We start from the raw sequence: 18,982 nt of genomic DNA, 5'->3' as shown, positions 1-18,982 counted from the left end.
GTTATTTTGCCATTACTTAGTGTTTTACAAACATGAATGATATTTCGTTTTAAATCTATATCCTCATATTTCAAGGCAAGTATTTCATTTACTCTCATGCCTGTAAATAATGCTATTTTTAGATAAAGTTTTATGCGATTATCTATTAAATTATCTTTATCTAGCAGTCATCTCTTGCATAATCATCACTAAGTCTTACAATATCATCTTCGCCTAAATATTCTCCCACTTGCACTTCTATCATAACAAGATCGATTGTCCCCGGGTTTGTTAGCCTGTGTGCGTGTCCCATAGGGATATATGTGGATTGATTTGGTGATAGAAAGATCTCTTTATCTTCAATTTGGACTAATGCACTCCCACTTACAACAATCCAGTGTTCATTCCTATGATAATGTTTTTGCAAACTTAGTCTATGCTTTGGTTTTACCACAATGCTTTTTAACTTGTATGTAGGACTTTCTTGCAGCACGGTGTAACTACCCCATGGTCTAAAAGCTTTATTGTGTATCTCAACTAATGGACTTTTTATAGAATCTAGCTTGGCTACAATATTTTTTACATCTTGTGTATAGCCTTTTTTTGCTACTAAAAGCGCATCTTGCGTATCGATGATAACACAATCATCTATCCCCAATGTTGCTACCATTTTATTAGACATAATGAGATTATTGCAAGAATGGAAAGCAATGCTTTGCTCATTCATCGCATTATTATTAGAATCTTTTGGTAACTCTTCACATAAAGACTCAAAACTCCCAACATCATTCCATGTAAAATGACTTGGAATCATATAAAGTTTATCAGTCTTTTCCATCAAAGCATAATCAATGCTTTCATCGAGTAAATCCTCACTTAGTTTTCTACCAAGTCGCACAAATGCGCTCTTTTTATCGCGTAAAGAAGATTCCAATAAAGTATTACAGCACTCATAAATCTCTTTAGCATGGACTTTCATCTCATCTAAAAGTGTTTTTGCTTGATAGCAAAACATGCCACTATTCCAGTAATATCCACCTTTTTCTAGGTAGATTTTTGCTTGTTTTTCATCTGGTTTTTCATGAAATGCTATAACTTTATGCGCTTGTTTTGTCTCATTATTTTCAACTTGAATGTAGCCATATCCTGTGTGTGGTCTATCTGGGGTAATGCCAAATGTTACAATATTACCCTTTTCTGCAAACTGACATGCCATCTCTACACAAGCCTTATACGCATTATCATCATGGATAATATGATCACTTGGAAGTGTTAGGATAATCTCATTTGGATTTTGTTTTGCCACAAGCATTGCCCCTAGTGTCAGGGCTGCTGCGGTATTTTTACTCAAGGTTTCTAGGATAAACATATCTATGTCTATATTGAGCGATTTTGCTATATCAAGGGCTAGAAAATAATGCTTATCATTTGTGATAACCTGCCAACTATCATTTACGCTTAAAAGCTTAGCGTTTCTCTCTAGCGTCATCTTAAAAAGGGAATCTTCACCGACTAATTTTGCAAATTGCTTTGGCATAAGCTTCCTTGAAAGGGGCCAAAGACGCGTCCCACTACCACCACATAAGATTGAAATAACCATATTTTTCCTTTTTTCTAGATTATCGCTTTATTATTCTAGAATCTAGCCTAAAGTGTTTAGCAAACACCAAGCAATATTACATATCTTATAGACTCACAATCTCTATTTATCCTTACCAAAATGAATGCTAAAGTTGATTTCAGAACCATCAAGAATTTCATGTAATTTTTCTTTTGGTGTATTTTTGAAAAAATCGATAAGAGAATTTGCATCAAGCTCTTTTACATTGTCTTTATTGATAGTATCTGTTGTGCTGAGAGTGTCTAGCGGCGCTTCATTATTTAATGGCATTGCATCATCTAGTTGCGTTTCATTAAGATTAGATTCTATTTCTTGTGTATCTGTTATGCTAGATTCTGTGTTAATGGCTGGTGTATCCCGTGTTTCATCAAGCTTATTTTGATTGAGTTGATTTGGATTAATATCATTTGGATCAATACGCACAATATCTAAATCTGTAATCTCGCCTAGTGCTTCTGCTAACTCTGTTTCTGTGAGATTTTCAAGTGCTTCTTCATTGGAAGGTAGGGCGACATAGAGTGTATCGGGGTTAGTTTCTAGAGACTTTGTTGAGTTATCATTGGAAGTAATATCGCTGGATTCTAAAGTGTCAGTTGAACTTTTGGAATCTAGCTCTGCTAACATATCATCAAGCATATTAGAATCTGTATCTATGCCATTTTGCGTATGAGTTTCTCCATCAATTAAGTCTTTTTGCAAATCTAGCTCACTGGAATCACTATCGCTTAAAAAATCTGTGAGTAAGTCATCTGCATTATCTAAATCCATGCTGTCTTTATTCTCTGAATCTAGCAATTCATCTTTTATATCATCTGCTTGAGATAAATCTGTATTATCATTTAAAGCCACTTCATCATTTAAGGCTTCTAAGGCTTCATTCACTTCTGCTAAAGTGTCTTCTTGTAATACTTGTGGTTTGCTATCTGGATTCTGTGTGCCTAGCTCTTCATCGATATTCAGCATTGCTTCTAAATCCATATCTATTTGGTTAGAATCTGGTGCTTTTGTGTCATCTATTTCTATGCTTAAATCTTTGTCTAAATCCCCATTTAAATCATCTAATGTATTAGATTCTAAATCTGGGGTGCTAACTGGAGAATCATTGGAATCTAGCCCATCTAATAAATCATTATCTAGCTGTTGCGTATCATTTGTTTCTACTTCTTTACTCTCTTGTGATTGCAAATTGAGTTCATCATCTAATTGCAATAAAGAGTTAATATCATCTTCTTTATTTTCGGTATCTAGTGATTGAGATTCTATGTCGTGCGTTATGTCCATAGAATCTAAATCAAGTGAGTCAAGTAATAAATCATCAGCTTCTTTAGATTCTAGATTTTTAGATGTTTCGCTTTGCTCAACATGACAATCATTAGAATCCATATTTTCACTATCTTGTGCTTTAGATTCTAGTAACTCACTAGAATCATCAATAAGAGATTCTAAACTCTCATCTTGTGCTAGATTGTTTATTTCTTTAGGATTAGAATCTAGACTAGATTCTGTGCTGTTATCTGTGTTTGTAGCCTCATTTATAGTTTCATCTATTTGCAAGTCTAAATCATCAAGGTTTATATTCTCTGTTTCTTTAGAATCTAAATCTTTTGTTTGTGTTGTAGAATCTATATTTTCTAAATCTTGTAAATTAGAATCATGCTCTATTTTAGAATCGTTTGTTTCATCGCTAGATTCTCCACTTAATATCATATTATCAAAGGCACTATTTAGGGCGGCACTCAATTCATCAAAGGCATCATCGAGTGTATTTGTGGTCGTGGTATCTTGTGTGGCTTGTTTGCTTAGTGTCTCATCAAGTCCGCTTAAATCAATGGAATCTATATCATGTTCTACACTTGGTTTGGGTGTTGATTTAGGGGCTTGTGTATCTAAATCCATATCCATTAGCCCCATATCATCTAACTCTTTTTTATCTATTGCTGTAAGATTATCTGTGCTTGTTTCTGTAATGTCAGCCCTAGATTCTATGCTATCATCTTTTTCTTGCGTTATATCGCTTTGCAAGGCTAAAGATTCTAAATCAATATTGTCTAAATCGCTGTTTGCTGATTCTGTGTCTGCGTCCGCTTCTATATCTTTTGTGCTAGAATCATCACTTACATTTTTTAAACTTTCATCATCTAATATATCATCTAAACTTTCATTTTCTAAAGATTGTGTATCTGCTGTATCATCTGCATTATTTTCTTGCTCTTTTGCCTTAAGCTCTTCTTCCTCTTTTTTTGCCTGCATGAATTTCTTAGGGCTAGGCTGCAATAAATCCCTTTCATCATCGCTTAAAAACAAATCATCTTCATCATCGCCAAGACTATCTGCTGCTTCTTTTGCTTCCTCTTCTATCTGTGCTGGGATACCTAAACTAGCAGCTTTTAGGGCTGATGAATCTACAATAGAATCAAGATCAAAGTTTGCTAAATCAAGCGGATTATCACTGCTTGGTTTCAAATCGCTTAAATCGCTATCAAATATTGAGCCAACTCTGTGTTCTGGCTCTTCTTCACTCTCTTTAATAGAATCTTCTTTATCGGTAGTATTGTTTTCTTTTTCTGTATTTTCATCATCTGTAGAATCTGCAACTTCTTCTTCACTCGTTACTTCACCAGCAGCTTGAAGATCTGAAAAATCAAGTGAATCTGGATTAAAATCAAGCATAGAATCTGTATCTTCACCCGCAATCTCTTCGGCTTCTGCTTGAAGTTTTGCTGTGTCTATATTTATGCCATCTGGCGGGGTAATTTCTGCTGATTTTAAGTCCATATCAATTTCATTAATGGACTTTACATTATCATATTCTTCTAGCCCCTCATTTGATATTTCATCATCTGCTTCTTTTATCTCGCCCTCTTTTGGTATGCAGTCATTAAGGATCTCTAAAATATCTGTGGGGAGAAAGGGTTTTTGTATCGCAATATTAAATTCATGTTTTTTAATCTGTGTTTTACGCGCAAAAAGTAAGCAGACTTTCACTTGGTCTTGCAGGGCGGTTAGTCGCTCAAGATTTTTGCCTACATTCTCATCATCTACAATGATACATATATAATCTTTTGGTCTAAAATCATTAGCAATGCGTGCTACATTTTCAACCTCAAGGTTTAGCTTTTTACTTGCCATGCCAACAAGCTTTTTAATAACTGGATTCTGATTGATGAGTAAGACTTTCATATACGCTCTCTTAAGAAAATAATGATGATTATGACAAAAACTGATAAATTTAGCATTATAATACAAAATTGTTTTATTTTTATATAGTAAGGATTTAAATGCAAGAAAATACACACTTTTTACCGACAAGAAACATGGGATTCAATAAAATGAAGAAAAAAGTTATAATAACATGCTTAAGTGTAATGTATGCTTTTATGCCATTATCAGCGATGGAGAAAATCTATCTCATGCCCTACGAACAACAAGAGGCATTAGGCGAATTGCTTAGAGTGATTAAACAAGCAAATAAAAGCATTGATATTGCCATTTATAGCTTTACAAATAGAGAGATAGCAAAAGCCCTGCGTGATGCAAGTAGTAAGGGTGTAAAAATAAATATTATCTATGATATGGGGCAAAAAAGTGTCAATAATAGCACCATTGGTTACCTTGAGAAATTTGCAAATATCCATACTTGTTTGCTAGAAGGAAATCCCGCAAAAAATGGCAAATACAAAGGCATTATGCACCATAAAATGATTATTATCGATGGGGCTTTAGTGGGATTTGGTAGTGCAAACTGGAGTAAGAATGCGTTTGAAAACAACTATGAATCATTATATTTTACAGATTCTAAAGAGATTATCCAAAAATCACAAGGTTATTATAATAAAATGCTTAAAGCATGCACACCATTTATGAGTTATTAATATTTTGTTTCTTAGTGTTGCTTGGGGGAGATTTTATTGTGTAGAATCTAACTTATAGAATCTATGTTTGTTTGTAAGCATTTATTTGTAGCTTCTAAATGTCATATTAAAAAGTTATAGTCTCTTGTGTTGGTGTTATCAGTAGGGAGTATCTCTAAGAGTATGCAAGAAAAGCCCATGTTTTGTAGTTGTAGATATAGGGATTCACTGCCCCATTCTATGAAATGTAAGCCTTTATTTGCTAAAGATTCATAAAGTCTAATCATAGCGTATTCATCATTCTTTAAATACAAATCATAATGAAATATTTCGTTATTATACTCATGTAAAAAGGCAAAGGTAGGGGAGCTACTTGCAATGCCCTTGTGTTTGCAATACTCATGCACGAGATGACTTTTCCCCATGCCAACTTCACCTTTTAAAAGGATAATGTTTATAGGCTTTTTAGTGTAGTTATTTTGCTGTTGCAATAACTTGATAAAATCTATAATTGTGCTTAGGTTATCCTTTGTATTTGTGCTGTGAAAAATGCTTTGCATGTTGTTCCTATTTAGAGATTATTTTTTTAAAGAGATGATATTATCGGCAATACAAACCAAAACCTTATTGTGAATATACCTTTATTGTAATCACTACTCAAAGTGGCTATTTGATGACAAAAATGCTACCACAACCAATTAACAAAATGGACACAAAAAAGGATTGAAGCAGAGAATCCTTTTTATCTGTTTTGTTTGAAATTGATATTATAAAAATAAACAGCGTATTGCAACAGCTAGATATTTGCAAAAATTACAAAATAACCGAAAACAAAGTATGCAAGATTGTTGCAATATTAAGCTATGTTTATAAAAACTAGAATACATATACGCAAAAACAACAGGTATAAAAACTTTTGGTGTGAGAGGAATAGAGTATTATGCTCCTAAACATATCGTATCGCACAAAAGCTGCCATTTTACACTTTTTAACACATATAATAATATTGTTGCTGATTGTGTGCTCATTGCCAAGGGCTTTTTGGTGAAATTAGCGATGAAGCATATTGCATGAAACCTAAGGTATCAATTGCATATTGAAAATCATGTAGATCGGCAACACTTTTGCATTTGACTTGCCATTATGGTAATATTTGCATTGTATCATTGTGTGTAGATAGCCATTTGATTGTCATAATCTTATACGACTTAAATAAAAATTCCAAATATACATATACCCCTATGGGTATATTAATCATGTTTATGTTATACTCTGCTTTTATTTTATATGGATTAAAATATGATTGAAATATAAGTGAGTTTATATGCAAAAATTTATTTTAGAAAATCTTGATTGCAATTCATGTGCGAATAAACTTGAGAAATCTTTGCAATCTATGCCTTGTGTAGAGAGTGCAAATATAAACTTTAGCACAAATACACTCTATATAAAGACAAGTGATATAGAAGCGATAAAAGCACAAATTGCTAAGATAGAACCAGATATAATCGTGCGTAGCACACATGAAAACACGCATAATGTGTCTTATAAAAAAGAGTTGTCTCTGCTTTTAGCCCTTCTCTTTGGCTTTGCTGTATGTATGTTATGTTTGCATTATACACCTTTAGAATCTAACTCTTTTATCAAGTCTTTTAATATGATACTTGGTGTTAGCTATGCAGTGCTTTTGCATTATACAGAATCTCTATCATTTTTGCACGGCGTTTTTAGTGCAATCACACCCTTTCAGATTCTAATCTATATCATTTTGTTGCTACTCTACATTATCGCGGGATTGCCTATATTTAGGGCAGTATGGCGTAATATGAAAAATAAAGTCTTTTTTGACGAAAATACGCTTATGTTTATCGCGACTATTGCGGCATTTTGCATTGGCGAGATAAGCGAGAGTGTGGCAGTTATGCTCTTTTTCCGCATAGGCGAGTTTTTAGAATCTCTAGCTCTCAAGCGATCTAAAAAATCTTTGTATGATTTGCTAGATATTACACCAGAGATAGCGCATTTACAGATAAAACAAGTAGATTCTAATAGTATGGATTCTAGCGAGACGATTTGGCAGGATACTCACCCAGAGTTATTAAAGGTTGATGATATAATCCTTGTAAAAGTTGGCGAGAAAATCCCCGTTGATGGCATTATTATGCAGGGTGAGAGTTCGCTCAATATGCAGGCAATAAGTGGTGAGAGTAAGCCTATCGATGTAGCAAGTGGCGATGAGGTTTTAGCAGGGGCTATTAATATGCAAAGTGTGCTAACTATAAAAGTGAGTAAGCCTTTCTCTCATTCTCAAGTTGCAAAGATAAAAGCCATGATAGAAGACTCAAGCAACACAAAGGCAAAGAGTGAGCAAATCATTACGCAGTTTGCTAAAATTTACACGCCGATTGTATTTTTCATAGCGCTTGGCATTGCGTTTATTCCACCGCTTTTTGATGGGGAATGGCATGAGTGGATTTATCGCTCTTTAGTAGTGCTTATGGTGAGTTGCCCTTGTGCGTTGGTGCTGTCTGTGCCGCTTGGATATTTTGGTGCATTAGGCATTGCAAGTAAGAAAGGCATACTCATTAAAGGCTCTACGCATTTTAGTAACCTTGCTAAGTTACAGCAAGTCGTATTTGATAAAACAGGCACATTAACACAAGGCGTATTTCAAATAGAATCTATAAATCCGCTAACAGATATAAGCAAAGAAAATTTACTAGAGATAGCACAAAGGGCACAAAGATTCTCAAATCACCCAATAGCAAAAGCTATTATGCAAGATTCTAAAAATATGAGAGATTCTAAAAACACGCATATTTGTGAGATAGAAAGCTTTGAAGAGATAGGTGGAAAAGGCGTATATGCTAAGTGTTGCGGAGATAGAATCTTAGTTGGCAATGAAGCTTTAATGAAAGATAAAGGCATAGATATAAGCCCATTCTACACGCACAAAGATACACAAGATAGCGGGTTTAGCATAATCCATATTGCAAAAAATGGAATCTATCAAGGCTATATTACGCTAGGTGATATACTAAAAGAAGAGAGCAAGGAGTGTATGCAGGTTTTAAGGAATCTTGGAGTAAATCCACTTGCAATTTTAAGTGGCGATAATGAAAAAAGTGTCGCACATATCGCAAGAATGCTTGATATACAAAGCTATTATGCGGGATTACTGCCCACACAAAAAGCAGAAAAATTACAGGAATTAATGGGGCTAGATTCTATATCTCATTGCGAAGCTAGTGTTAGTGTGAAAAATAATGAAAAATTAGAATCTAATGCTTGTCATGCTAAGGCGTTAGCTGGAGTATCTAATATGGAATCTCAACAAGATAAGAATCTAGATTCTAACAATAAAGATTTTTCACCTACTGCTCAAAATGACACGAAAATGGAATCTACAACTTGTCATGTTGAGCGAAGCGAAACATCTAAAAGCTTAGAATCAAATTTAGAATCTAAACAAGATATTTCGCTTAACGCTCAATATGACAAGGTTCTAGATTCTAGTAAAAGCGTGGATAAAAATGCTGCGGAAGTATCTTTGAGTGATTTTTCTAAAGAAACTTCGTTTTGTAGCTTTCAAGGTGGAGGCGAAGGGAGTTACCTTGTAGGTAATGACCAAGCCGACACCGCAGAATCTACAAAAAGCACCACTTGTGCGAAGCACCAGTCCAAACCTGCAAAAGAGACAAAGCATAAAATCACAGCCTTCATAGGCGATGGCATTAATGATTCTATCGTATTAAAACAAGCAGATATTGGCATAAGCATTGGCACAAAAGATTCTCATAGTGATATTAGTAAAGAGAGTGCAGATATAATCCTTACAAATCCTTCACCTATGGGTATAGTCCATGCCATAAAAATCGCAAGAAAGATACAAACACTCACTTGGCAGAATATCACTTTTGCATTAGGCACAAAGCTCATTTTAGTCCTGCTTGGTATCGCAGGTATTGCAAATATGTGGCTTGCTGTATTTGGCGATGTAGGTGTCGCTCTTTTAGCCTTGCTGAATGCCTTAAGGGTTGTTAGGGTGTAAATAAAATGACTAACAAGAGATAAACCTAATAAATACTAGAGTTTGCATATTCCATGAAACTTTGTTATAATGCCACTTTTATTGCTTACGCTTTGATGGCTATTAAAGGGATATGTAAATGCAGCAACATGATAAAAAACATAAAAAGTCTCACAACACACAAGCCTTGCAAAATAAAATACGAGATGAAGAAATACAAGAGCTAGAATCTCAAATCCTTGATATGTTTGAGGTAGCATTTCATTTTGCAGGTTTAAAGCCTAGCAATCTAGATGATGCACTGAACTATTATATGGAAGTTATGGAATCTCAAGATGATGATTTACCCTATAATGCACAAACAATTATTGCAAATATCTTGCTTATAAGACAAGACAAACCAGAATGGTTTGACACGCTAAACTAATCACAAAAGGAACTCTATGGGACAAACGATAAATGTAGTAATACTTGTAAGCGGAAATGGCACAAATATGGAGAATCTAGTCCTATCTCTGCATAATAAAACAATCACTCAAGCCATGCGGCAAAATGGCATGAATCTCACAAAGAATAGCACGACTAGAGACAAAGCACCCCTGCAAACAAGCCCAAATGCCTTTATCATAAATAGTGAGACGATACAAGATTCTATGTTAGCAAAAGATCCCTTAATCAATGTCTTAAGCATTGTGAGTGATAATAAAGACGCACATGCTCTTCATCGTGCAAAAAGGCTTGGTCTGCCTACACAGATAATAGATAGCACAGATAAAAACAGACAAGAATTTGATAAGGCTTTATTGCTATATTTAACGAGTCTGGAGAGAGAATATGGGCTTAATTGTATCTTGCTTGCTGGATTTATGCGGATTTTAGGAGCTGAATTTCTAGAGAGATTAAAGCATATAAGAATCCTTAATATCCACCCAAGCTTTTTGCCATTACATAAAGGGCTAAATGGTATTGAAAAAAGCTATGCTGATAGTAATGACTTTGGCGGTGTCAGTGTGCATTTTGTAACAAAAGAGCTTGATTCTGGTATGATTATCTTGCAAGAAAAGATTCAAAAGATTCCAAATGAAAGCCTTGAAGACTTCACACAAAGAGTGCATGATGTGGAATACAGACTCTATCCACAAGCCTTTCTCAAGGCATTCGCTCAAGGCATACATAATGTTTAGATTCTAAGAAAAGTAAAGCTATGCACGGACAAGAGTTATCTACTTTTGCGGTTATTGCATTATTGATTGTAGCAGCACCTTATGTGAGTAGATTTACTCGCATTCCTGTTGCGGTTGTGGAGATTCTACTTGGTGCTTTTGCGTGCTATTTTGGAATCTTTAAAGGCAGTGAAACGCTTAATGTAGTCGCACATGTAAGCTTTTTGTATCTCATGCTTTTAGCAGGTATGGAAGTGGATTTGCGTGGGTTTAGTCGGCTTGGCAAAGAGTTTTACAAAAAGGCATGTTTATATTTTATTATTCTGTATGCAGCAGCGGGAAGCATTGTCTTAATCTTTAGGCTTGAGTGGATTTATATTGCTATTTTTCCTGTGATGAGTCTTGGCATGTTGGTAACGCTTATAAGGGATTATGGGAAAAATCGTGAGTGGCTAAATGTCGCTTTAAAAATAGGCATAGTCGGCGAACTCGTAAGCATTACTGCCCTTGTTGTGGTGCAAAATGGCTACGCACAAAATGTAGGCACAATCACTTCATGGACTTTTTATAAAGCCTTTGCTTTTCTTGCCCTTTTTGTTATAGCATTTCTCATTATCTTTCGTATAGGCAAAATTGTCTTTTGGTGGAAACCCGCTATAAAGCTATGGTTTATGCCGACAAATGATAGCAATAATCAAGACATTCGCTTTAGCTTTATGCTCTTTTTCATTCTCATTGGAATCACAACTTTCATGGACATTGAAGATGTGCTTGGTGCGTTTTTAACGGGTATGGTGATAGCTACTTTTTTTGCCTATAAGCACGACATGGTGCATAAGCTTAATGATATAGGATTTGGATTCTTTGTGCCTTTATTTTTTGTATATGTCGGCTCGACACTCAACCTTAAAGAGATTCTAAGCAATTACAATGTTATGTTACAAGGAATCTACATTGCCTTTGGAATGCTTGCCGTGCGATTACTTGCCGCAAATATTGCCTTTGGGTCGTATTTTAAAAGCATTAAAAATACTACACTTTTTGCCCTAAGTGATTGTATGCCGCTTACCTTTTTAGTCGCCATTGCAAAGCTTGGGCTAGATTTACACGCTATCACACAAGAGCAATATTATTCACTCATTATTGCAGCCACTTTTGAGGGAATCTTTTTTACGATTTTTATTAAGGTTATTTTTTATTCTGTGAGGGGCGGACGCTAGAAAATCTTATATATTACAGATTCTCATATATCTCATAATTGTGATAATACAAACTATTTATTAAGTTTTGCTTTTCACTATCTCATTATATTTTCCTACTAAATACTATAAAATATATAATAAATAAGCACTACAATCTATTTTTTATATAATATTCCTATCTTTTTATATATTTTAAACTTTTATTTTATAAAGATTCTCTCTTTGCCTGTGTCATAGGGCTTTATAGGTAAATATAAACTTCATATTTACAAGTTAAAATAAAAATTAATATTATTTTAATCACTCATTTTAGGAATGCTTATATAACATGAAAACACTCAAAGTCGTTTTAGTAGGGCAACCAAATGTCGGCAAAAGCTCATTAATCAACGCATTAAGCAATGCAAAAATGCGAGTGGGAAACTTTAGTGGCGTTACACTTGAAAAGGCAGAAGCTACACTAAACTACAAAGACTACACGATCACTATGATTGATTTACCCGGGACATATTCTCTAAATGGCTATACGACAGAAGAGAGAGTTTGCAAGGATTTTTTAGATAATGAGAGTTATGATATTATCCTAAATGTGCTTGATTCTACAAACCTAGAGCATAATCTCATCTTAACCTTGCAATTACAACAGCTAGATAAAGCAAAGCTAATCGCCCTAAACATGATTGATGAAGCTAAAATTGATGGCATAATGATTGACACAAAACAGCTAAGTCAAATGCTACATACAAATGTATGTGAAGTCTCTTCTACAAAGAAGCAAAATCTAAATATCTTACTTGACGCATTGATTACCACACATGAATCTTATATGAAAACAAAAGACACAGAATTGACACAAAAAGATTCTAATAATATAAAATGGCACAATACACAAGAAGAGATACAAGAGCATAAACATAACAACATAGGCATTACAAGCACACTCGCACAAAATGCACAAGTTATAGTCAATCATATCCAAAAGGTTACAAAGCCTCGTGCCGCAGGGAGTGCTAAACTAGATTCTATTTTACTACATAGAATCTGGAGTATTCCTATTTTCTTACTTGCTATGTTTCTTGTATTTCAGCTTAGCTTTGTGCTTGGGGATTTTTTTAAAGAAATGATAGAATCTGGTATTGACACACTTGCAACTTTTACAAAAGATTCTATAACAAATGATCTTTTTGCTTCACTCTTAGGTGATGGGATTATTAAAGGCGTTGGGGCAGTCCTTAGCTTTTTGCCCTTGATTGCTACTTTATTTTTGGGATTGAGCCTTTTAGAGAGTAGTGGCTATATGGCTAGAGTGGCGTTTATGCTTGATGGCTTGTTTTTTAAGTTTGGTTTGCATGGTAAGAGTTTTATCCCGCTTGTTATGGGCTTTGGCTGCTCTGTCCCTGCGTATATGGCGACACGAACTTTGCGGAATAAAAGGGATAAATTACTCACACTTTTTATCATCGGCTTTATGAGTTGTAGTGCGAGATTGCCTATTTATCTGCTATTTGTTGGTGCATTTTTCTCGGCAGAATACGCTGGATTTATACTTTTTGGAATCTATTTATGCGGTTTTATTATCGCTTTACTACTTGCTAAGATTCTAAGAATCTTTGTATTTCGCGGGGAGAGTGAGCCTTTTGTCATGGAGATGCCCCGTTATAGAATCCCAACTCTTCGCGTAATATGGTTTAGCGTATGGGGCAAAAGCTATCTCTTTTTAAAGAAAGCTGGAAGCGTGATACTCATTGGGGCTATCCTTGTGTGGATACTTGCAAACTTTCCTAAAAGCACACTATTGCAAGAAGAATTTAATAGAGATATACAAGTACTCGCGACACAGAATCTAAGTGAGAGAGAGTTTGAAGAAAAGCAAAAAATATATGAAAATAATCTTTTAGAATCACAACTTGAATACAGCTTTGCAGGGCGACTAGGACATGCACTAGAGCCTATTTTTTCGCCGCTTGGATTTGATTGGCGATTATCTGTTGCACTTATTACAGGATTTTCCGCAAAAGAGATGGTGGTAACAACGCTTGGTGTGCTTTATGCGCTTGGTGAAGAGGCAGTCGATGATGATTTGAAAAATCAAAGTCTGCAAGAAGAGCTAAGGGCTAGTATCGACACAAAAGCCGCTGTTGCCTTTATCTTTTTTATCATGCTGTATATACCATGCTTTGCTGCGACTATCGCCTTTATCAATGAAAGCGGAAAAAAGATTTATGGAATCTATCTCTTTATTTTCACCACACTTGCTGCCTATACATTCGCATTTATCGGGCATGAAGTCATGGGCTTATTAGGCTATTAGCATGTTAATTTGTGGCATTGATGAAGCTGGTAGAGGCTGTGTGGCTGGTAGTTTGTTTATCGCAAGTGTTATGCTTGATGAATGCTATTTTGAATCGTTTAAAAAGCTTGATATAAGAGATAGCAAACAACTCACACAGACACAAAGGCAAGAGAGAGCAGATTCTATACAAGAGTTTTTGAGAGAGCATGGAGGTAGGGTAAAGATTGTAAGTTTTGATTCTGTAAGTATTGATTCTAAAGGTTTAGGGCAATGTATGCAAATGGGCTTAAAAGAGATTTTACTTCACGCAAAAAAACATCAATGCAAAAGCGTTATATTTGATGGGAATACAAACTTTGGCGTGCAAGAAATTGACACGCTAATAAAGGGGGATAGCAAACATGTCTTAATCTCTGCGGCATCTATCCTTGCTAAAACAAACAAAGATTCTGAAATGTTTACTTTGCATGACTTGTATCCACAATATAATCTTAAAAGCAACAAAGGCTATCTCACAAAAGCCCATATAGAATCTATCGCTAAACATGGCTACAGCCCAATCCACCGCAAAAGCTATCATATCAAAGCTTTAGAATCTCGCTTATTTTAAATCTTTTTATTTTTAAGTCTATCTGCCTAGAGTTTAGTAAATGCTAGATTAAAAGTGAGTAATATTTTAGATTATGAGATACTGGGGCTAAAATAATGTCGGTCTTAAGACTTTGTGATATAGATCTCTAGAGCCTAGCGATATAGTGAAACTATGGAGTAGATTTTGCGATAAAAATGACACGAAGACTTATGGGAATGATATTGTAGGGTATGCTACAATGAAAAAAGATATTCAATTTAGTAGTGTATGTTAGAAATACATTTTACATTATAAGCCTAGAAATTGAAACAGAATTTCAAGCAGATTGTGGCACAAGGCTACAAAGCATTTATAACAACAGAAGCAATGGCTACAAAAAATAATAAATTAGAATGCTTAGAAGTCGTTGGCAATATGCATGAGAATGCAGATCTTTTAGGAAAGGTTAAAGATGTTTGGGCTATATCTCAACATGACAAGGGAAAAGTAAAACATGACAAAGTGGAAACAATATAAGGTAGTAAAGCCGTGCAAAAAGCAAACTAGCTTTTTAAGGTTGCATTATAGCTTTAAGGCTTTTTATAGTAGGAGTTATTTTTTAGATGTTTCGCTATCGCTCAACATGACAATAAGGGGGCATATATGACAAGAGAAAGGGAAATAAAATGCGGAAGTATTTTGAGTCGATTTTGTTTGATTCTGCATAAAAGTCAAGGGAGTTACCTTAAGCGGTAATGACCGCAGACTTTTATGCAGAAAAAGCTTAAGCGACCGCTCGTGCGAAGCACTAGCCCACACTTGCAAAAAGACAAAACGCAGAGTATAATCTCAAGGTGAAAGCTTTATAGTTTATATTAAAGAAAGGATAAGATATGTTTTTAAATAGCAACGGACACGGACAAGCTTTGCAATTTCTGGCACAAGGTTATAGTGATAGCATTAAAGCAAAGACAAGCAATCAAGGTGTAGCAATGGCAAATGCCTTTAATCAAGGCTTAAGTAATGCTGTGCAAACGCATGATAACCACGAACAAGCAATGCAAAATAGAGAAGCTACAAGACTGCAAAATGAGTATATGAATAGGACAATGGACGATAGAGTAAGACACCAAGCACAACAGACAAAAGCAAATGATTTAGCAAATGAATATACAGAGAGAACGCTTGATGATAGGGTAGCACATGAAGAGCAAAAAACTCTAATGAATGGGCTTGAAATTGAGGGTAAATGGCTAAATAATAATTTACAAGCTATGAAAAATGATACATTTAAAAGAACACAGGAATCTGATATTAGTGCGACTAATGCTATAAATTATTTAAAAACTGCGGACGCACAAAAACAAAAAACTATAACAGATTTACAACATGCAGCGTATAAAGGCACAGAACAGCCTATACAAGATGAAAATGGAAACTACTACCTTGTAAGATATGATAAAGAAAATGGGAAATCATATAGGGAATATATCCACGAAGATGATGCGAAAAGAAGAGATGAAACAAATAGGCAAATGGCGGCAACAAGGAAAGCAACAACACAAGGTGAAACTTCAAGCCAACAAGCAAATACAACTGCCCTACAAGCACAGACAGCACAAAATATAAATAGTATGGAAAATGCAAATCAGCAAAAAGCAGCGTTTGATGAAGCAAAAGCAAATATTCAATCAAGTGGCGATACAAAAGCAGAATTAATAACTGAAATAAATTTAGCAAGGAGAAATGGCGAAACTGAAATAACATTAAGAAATGGCACTAAAATGCCTATACAAATGGCCGAACTTGTATCTGGGTATCCTGCTGGTGCGAATGGTGGCGGTGTGAATGTAAATGGTGGATTTGATACTGCGTGGAAAGCAGGACAAGCTGGATTTAGTGAAATAGAACAATTTGACAAACAATTATCACAAATGAATCCTAGTGAAAGAGACAAGTATTTGAAAACACCTGAAGCACAAGCAACAATTAGGCAATCGCTACAAAAGATTATACACCAAAATACAGGAAAAGCTAAAAACATTTCACAACAAGCACAACAAATATCGAGTATGAATCATGTTTTAGGTGATATGAGTTTGTTGCAAGGGCAAAGATTTAATGTCCTTTTAGGACATGTAACGCAATATTTTGGCGGTGATGAGTCTGCTGCTGCAAAGGCAATGGCTGATTTCGCACAAAATCGTGGTGTTATACAAGGCTTGAAAGATATTACAGGTGCGGCAAGTAATAAAGATATGCAAAAAGTAGAAAGCCTATCTTATCAAATGTATAAAAATGATGCCTATAATGCTAGAGTGCTTTATGCTATGCAAAGAAGTCAGCTAGATAGTTATAATAAACTTATTAATGAGATTGGCGGTAGCCCTACATTATTACTTGGCTTACAAGGTGGGGAAGACTTGTATAATAAGTATCTAGCCGCTCAAGTTATGGTGCAAACTTATGAGAAAAATTTTAAATAAGAAATAGTGTAAAGTAGATGTAACGCTTTCGCTCAACATGGCTAGGGAAAGACAACGCACAGAGTGTTACCTACAAATGCTTTGCCATTCATACTGCCTTGTATATTCATTATACACTTGTGCTTGATAACATGAAGTAGTGCCTAAAGGTGCGAGTTTTGGAGTCTGTAATGGCTCTATGCTTGGGGGGGGGGGACAATAGGACATACTCTAGGATTGCATACAGGGCGGACTTCGTAGGCATTGCTACATATTGCTTCTACATTACCATTTACACAAAGACAATCACATTTTGCATACAATACACTAAACATAAATAAGCTAGATAATAATGCTATTCTCATAAATACACCTTTAAAGCATTAATTTTAGCATACCTGCAATAAGTGCTAATGTAGCAAACTGCAAACCAAACACCCATTTTATAATATCTACCTTGCTTTTTGCTATATCGTCCTTTAATTCTGCTCTAAATTGCATAATTTTAGAATCCATTTTAGATAATTCTGCATGAACTTCTTCTCTTAACTCCGCTATGTCTTGTTTTAATTCACTTCTTAAATCTGCTATGTCTTGTTTTAATTCACTTCTTAACTCGGCAATTTCTGCTCTTACAAAGTCGTTTGTAGCAATATTGCTTCTTATATCTTTTATCGCTTCTTGTTTAAGGTTGTATATATTTTGTGTGTCTTCACTTGCTTTATTGCTTACAACCTCATCTAAAATATGTATAACACCTTCGCTTTTATCTTGGAATACTTCACGCACTAAAGCTTTAAAACTCTCATTAAAATTTACACTCATTGTTTTTGCCTTACCGATATTTACACTCACTTTTATATATATTAGCATATCTTATTTTATAATGGGATAAAGCTATGACAAAAAGTGAAAAAGAACTCTTAAAAAAAGAAGTAAGAACATATTATGAAGCACATTATGAAGATATAAAGCAAGTAGCAAAGCTATTTAAAGTCAATGAGAGGACTTTGTATAATTGGATACAAACAGAGAAGTGGGAAAAAGGAAAACTCGTTAAAAACACTGAATTAAAGGCGATTACAAATAAGCTTTTAAATGATAAAGAAGTCTTAGATAACATAGGCATAGCAAAGAATGCAATAAAGCATAATATGCGTGAAAATATGCAAAATCTATATAGCATTTATGAAGAAAGGATACTTGACAATACTGCTGATGAATTGCTATTAAAAGCGATGAGTGAGACTTTTATACATACGCAAATCACAAAGACTGCATTAATAGCACAAAGTGAGTTTAACAGACTTGCAAGTCTTAGTGTAAAATCAAGTGTGCCTAATCCTAAAGTGATACAAGCAGCAAAAGATGTGGTAAGTATCTTTACTGATATGAAAAAATGCTTATATCCTAACCAAGATAATACACAGGTAAATATTAAGGCTATTTTGAATAATGGGGTTATTAGTAAAGAACAGATTGCGGGACTTACAGACGAGCAGATTAGGGAATATTTAGGTAGTGAAACCTTGTAGTGCGTTGTCTTTTGGTCGCTTTTAAGGGAATTATCGCTTTTTGTTTCGGTCATGTATTATATATACACTCCCTCACAAAAAGCTCAATAACCCTTAAAATCGACTCAAAATACTGCCGCACGACAGAGTCGGTTTTATGCGAGTGGAAACAAAAACAGATTCTAGCAATTGCATTATGGCTTTAATAGCTTTAAGGCTTTTTTATAGTAGGAGTTATCTAAGCGATAATGACTACTATAAAAAAGCCTTAATCTGTTAAATGTATAATCAAG

The 18,982-nt window shown here is 34.8% G+C and carries 17 protein-coding genes; 11 read left to right on the top strand and 6 right to left on the bottom strand.

The genetic code is table 11. The annotated features are described in order from the left end of the window. The 3 genes from T368_RS16685 to T368_RS0106610 form a co-directional block, all read right to left on the bottom strand. On the bottom strand, window positions 1-134 hold a 134-nt coding region (locus T368_RS16685; protein WP_282705548.1), incomplete at its 3' end, for a tyrosine-type recombinase/integrase. A gap of 26 nt (window positions 135-160) precedes the next feature. Beyond that, window positions 161-1,579, bottom strand: a complete 1,419-nt coding sequence (locus T368_RS0106615; RefSeq protein WP_004089148.1) for a mannose-1-phosphate guanylyltransferase/mannose-6-phosphate isomerase — start codon at window positions 1,577-1,579, stop codon at window positions 161-163. Window positions 1,580-1,681: 102 nt separating this feature from the next. Then, window positions 1,682-4,780, bottom strand: coding sequence for a midas domain-containing protein (locus T368_RS0106610; protein ID WP_004089146.1), 3,099 nt, complete (start codon window positions 4,778-4,780; stop codon window positions 1,682-1,684). Between the two features lie 98 nt (window positions 4,781-4,878). On the opposite strand from T368_RS0106610, the gene T368_RS0106605 reads away from it, so the two are divergent. Beyond that, on the top strand, window positions 4,879-5,472 hold the full coding sequence (locus tag T368_RS0106605) for a phospholipase D-like domain-containing protein (RefSeq protein ID WP_004089143.1): 594 nt from the start codon (window positions 4,879-4,881) through the stop codon (window positions 5,470-5,472). A gap of 101 nt (window positions 5,473-5,573) precedes the next feature. On the opposite strand, the gene tsaE is transcribed toward T368_RS0106605, so the two are convergent. Continuing rightward, on the bottom strand, window positions 5,574-6,011 hold the full coding sequence (gene tsaE, locus T368_RS0106600) for a tRNA (adenosine(37)-N6)-threonylcarbamoyltransferase complex ATPase subunit type 1 TsaE (RefSeq protein ID WP_004089141.1): 438 nt from the start codon (window positions 6,009-6,011) through the stop codon (window positions 5,574-5,576). Window positions 6,012-6,775: 764 nt separating this feature from the next. Here tsaE and T368_RS0106595 point away from each other — a divergent pair. From T368_RS0106595 to T368_RS0106555, 8 genes are all read left to right on the top strand, one after another. Next, window positions 6,776-9,502, top strand: a complete 2,727-nt coding sequence (locus tag T368_RS0106595) for a heavy metal translocating P-type ATPase (protein ID WP_004089120.1) — start codon at window positions 6,776-6,778, stop codon at window positions 9,500-9,502. 118 nt (window positions 9,503-9,620) lie between these two features. Next, window positions 9,621-9,908 (top strand): hypothetical protein, encoded by a 288-nt coding sequence (locus tag T368_RS0106590; protein WP_004089118.1) that lies wholly within the window; start codon window positions 9,621-9,623, stop codon window positions 9,906-9,908. Between the two features lie 16 nt (window positions 9,909-9,924). After that, window positions 9,925-10,665: a formyltransferase family protein gene (locus T368_RS0106585; RefSeq protein WP_004089115.1), complete on the top strand. Its 741-nt coding sequence runs from the start codon at window positions 9,925-9,927 to the stop codon at window positions 10,663-10,665. 20 nt (window positions 10,666-10,685) lie between these two features. Further along, window positions 10,686-11,864, top strand: coding sequence for a cation:proton antiporter (locus T368_RS0106580; protein ID WP_004089112.1), 1,179 nt, complete (start codon window positions 10,686-10,688; stop codon window positions 11,862-11,864). Between the two features lie 310 nt (window positions 11,865-12,174). Further along, window positions 12,175-14,157, top strand: a complete 1,983-nt coding sequence (gene feoB, locus T368_RS0106575) for a ferrous iron transport protein B (protein WP_004089109.1) — start codon at window positions 12,175-12,177, stop codon at window positions 14,155-14,157. A gap of 1 nt (window position 14,158) precedes the next feature. Continuing rightward, window positions 14,159-14,749 (top strand): ribonuclease HII, encoded by a 591-nt coding sequence (locus T368_RS0106570; RefSeq protein ID WP_004089107.1) that lies wholly within the window; start codon window positions 14,159-14,161, stop codon window positions 14,747-14,749. A gap of 285 nt (window positions 14,750-15,034) precedes the next feature. Then, a complete protein-coding gene (locus T368_RS0106565) occupies window positions 15,035-15,247 on the top strand; it encodes a hypothetical protein (protein ID WP_138160886.1) in 213 nt (70 codons plus the stop codon). A 356-nt stretch (window positions 15,248-15,603) separates the two neighbouring features. Further along, window positions 15,604-17,196, top strand: coding sequence for a hypothetical protein (locus T368_RS0106555; protein WP_004089103.1), 1,593 nt, complete (start codon window positions 15,604-15,606; stop codon window positions 17,194-17,196). 176 nt (window positions 17,197-17,372) lie between these two features. Here the strand turns inward: T368_RS0106555 and T368_RS16680 are convergent, their stop codons facing one another. Beyond that, the gene (locus T368_RS16680) at window positions 17,373-17,540 is read right to left on the bottom strand and encodes a hypothetical protein (protein ID WP_237022147.1); all 168 of its coding nucleotides are present in this window, start codon (window positions 17,538-17,540) and stop codon (window positions 17,373-17,375) included. A 10-nt stretch (window positions 17,541-17,550) separates the two neighbouring features. Then, complete coding sequence (locus T368_RS0106545; protein ID WP_034566705.1) at window positions 17,551-18,000, bottom strand: coiled-coil domain-containing protein; 450 nt, start codon at window positions 17,998-18,000, stop codon at window positions 17,551-17,553. Window positions 18,001-18,074: 74 nt separating this feature from the next. Between T368_RS0106545 and T368_RS0106540 the strand changes: the two genes are divergently transcribed. Beyond that, window positions 18,075-18,710 (top strand): hypothetical protein, encoded by a 636-nt coding sequence (locus T368_RS0106540; RefSeq protein ID WP_004089093.1) that lies wholly within the window; start codon window positions 18,075-18,077, stop codon window positions 18,708-18,710. A 136-nt stretch (window positions 18,711-18,846) separates the two neighbouring features. Then, window positions 18,847-18,969 (top strand): hypothetical protein, encoded by a 123-nt coding sequence (locus tag T368_RS17145; protein WP_268902599.1) that lies wholly within the window; start codon window positions 18,847-18,849, stop codon window positions 18,967-18,969. The last annotated feature ends 13 nt before the right edge of the window (window positions 18,970-18,982 follow it).

The sequence above is a fragment of the Helicobacter bilis ATCC 51630 genome, assembly GCF_000686565.1.
Lineage (GTDB): Bacteria > Campylobacterota > Campylobacteria > Campylobacterales > Helicobacteraceae > Helicobacter_A > Helicobacter_A bilis.
Note: the sequence above shows the minus strand (reverse complement) of the source record. Positions and strands in the feature narration are given on the sequence as shown.

Bases quoted from the DNA above. Each gene is read 5' to 3' on its own strand.
- T368_RS16680 (WP_237022147.1), bottom strand. From the start codon at position 17,540: ATGAGAATAGCATTATTATCTAGCTTATTTATGTTTAGTGTATTGTAT.
- T368_RS0106585 (WP_004089115.1), top strand. From the start codon at position 9,925: ATGGGACAAACGATAAATGTAGTAATACTTGTAAGCGGAAATGGCACA.
- T368_RS0106590 (WP_004089118.1), top strand. From the start codon at position 9,621: ATGCAGCAACATGATAAAAAACATAAAAAGTCTCACAACACACAAGCC.
- T368_RS0106610 (WP_004089146.1), bottom strand. From the start codon at position 4,780: ATGAAAGTCTTACTCATCAATCAGAATCCAGTTATTAAAAAGCTTGTT.
- tsaE (WP_004089141.1), bottom strand. From the start codon at position 6,011: ATGCAAAGCATTTTTCACAGCACAAATACAAAGGATAACCTAAGCACA.
- T368_RS0106595 (WP_004089120.1), top strand. From the start codon at position 6,776: ATGCAAAAATTTATTTTAGAAAATCTTGATTGCAATTCATGTGCGAAT.
- T368_RS17145 (WP_268902599.1), top strand. From the start codon at position 18,847: ATGCGAGTGGAAACAAAAACAGATTCTAGCAATTGCATTATGGCTTTA.
- T368_RS0106580 (WP_004089112.1), top strand. From the start codon at position 10,686: ATGCACGGACAAGAGTTATCTACTTTTGCGGTTATTGCATTATTGATT.
- feoB (WP_004089109.1), top strand. From the start codon at position 12,175: ATGAAAACACTCAAAGTCGTTTTAGTAGGGCAACCAAATGTCGGCAAA.
- T368_RS0106605 (WP_004089143.1), top strand. From the start codon at position 4,879: ATGCAAGAAAATACACACTTTTTACCGACAAGAAACATGGGATTCAAT.
- T368_RS0106570 (WP_004089107.1), top strand. From the start codon at position 14,159: ATGTTAATTTGTGGCATTGATGAAGCTGGTAGAGGCTGTGTGGCTGGT.
- T368_RS0106540 (WP_004089093.1), top strand. From the start codon at position 18,075: ATGACAAAAAGTGAAAAAGAACTCTTAAAAAAAGAAGTAAGAACATAT.
- T368_RS0106545 (WP_034566705.1), bottom strand. From the start codon at position 18,000: ATGAGTGTAAATTTTAATGAGAGTTTTAAAGCTTTAGTGCGTGAAGTA.
- T368_RS0106555 (WP_004089103.1), top strand. From the start codon at position 15,604: ATGTTTTTAAATAGCAACGGACACGGACAAGCTTTGCAATTTCTGGCA.
- T368_RS0106615 (WP_004089148.1), bottom strand. From the start codon at position 1,579: ATGGTTATTTCAATCTTATGTGGTGGTAGTGGGACGCGTCTTTGGCCC.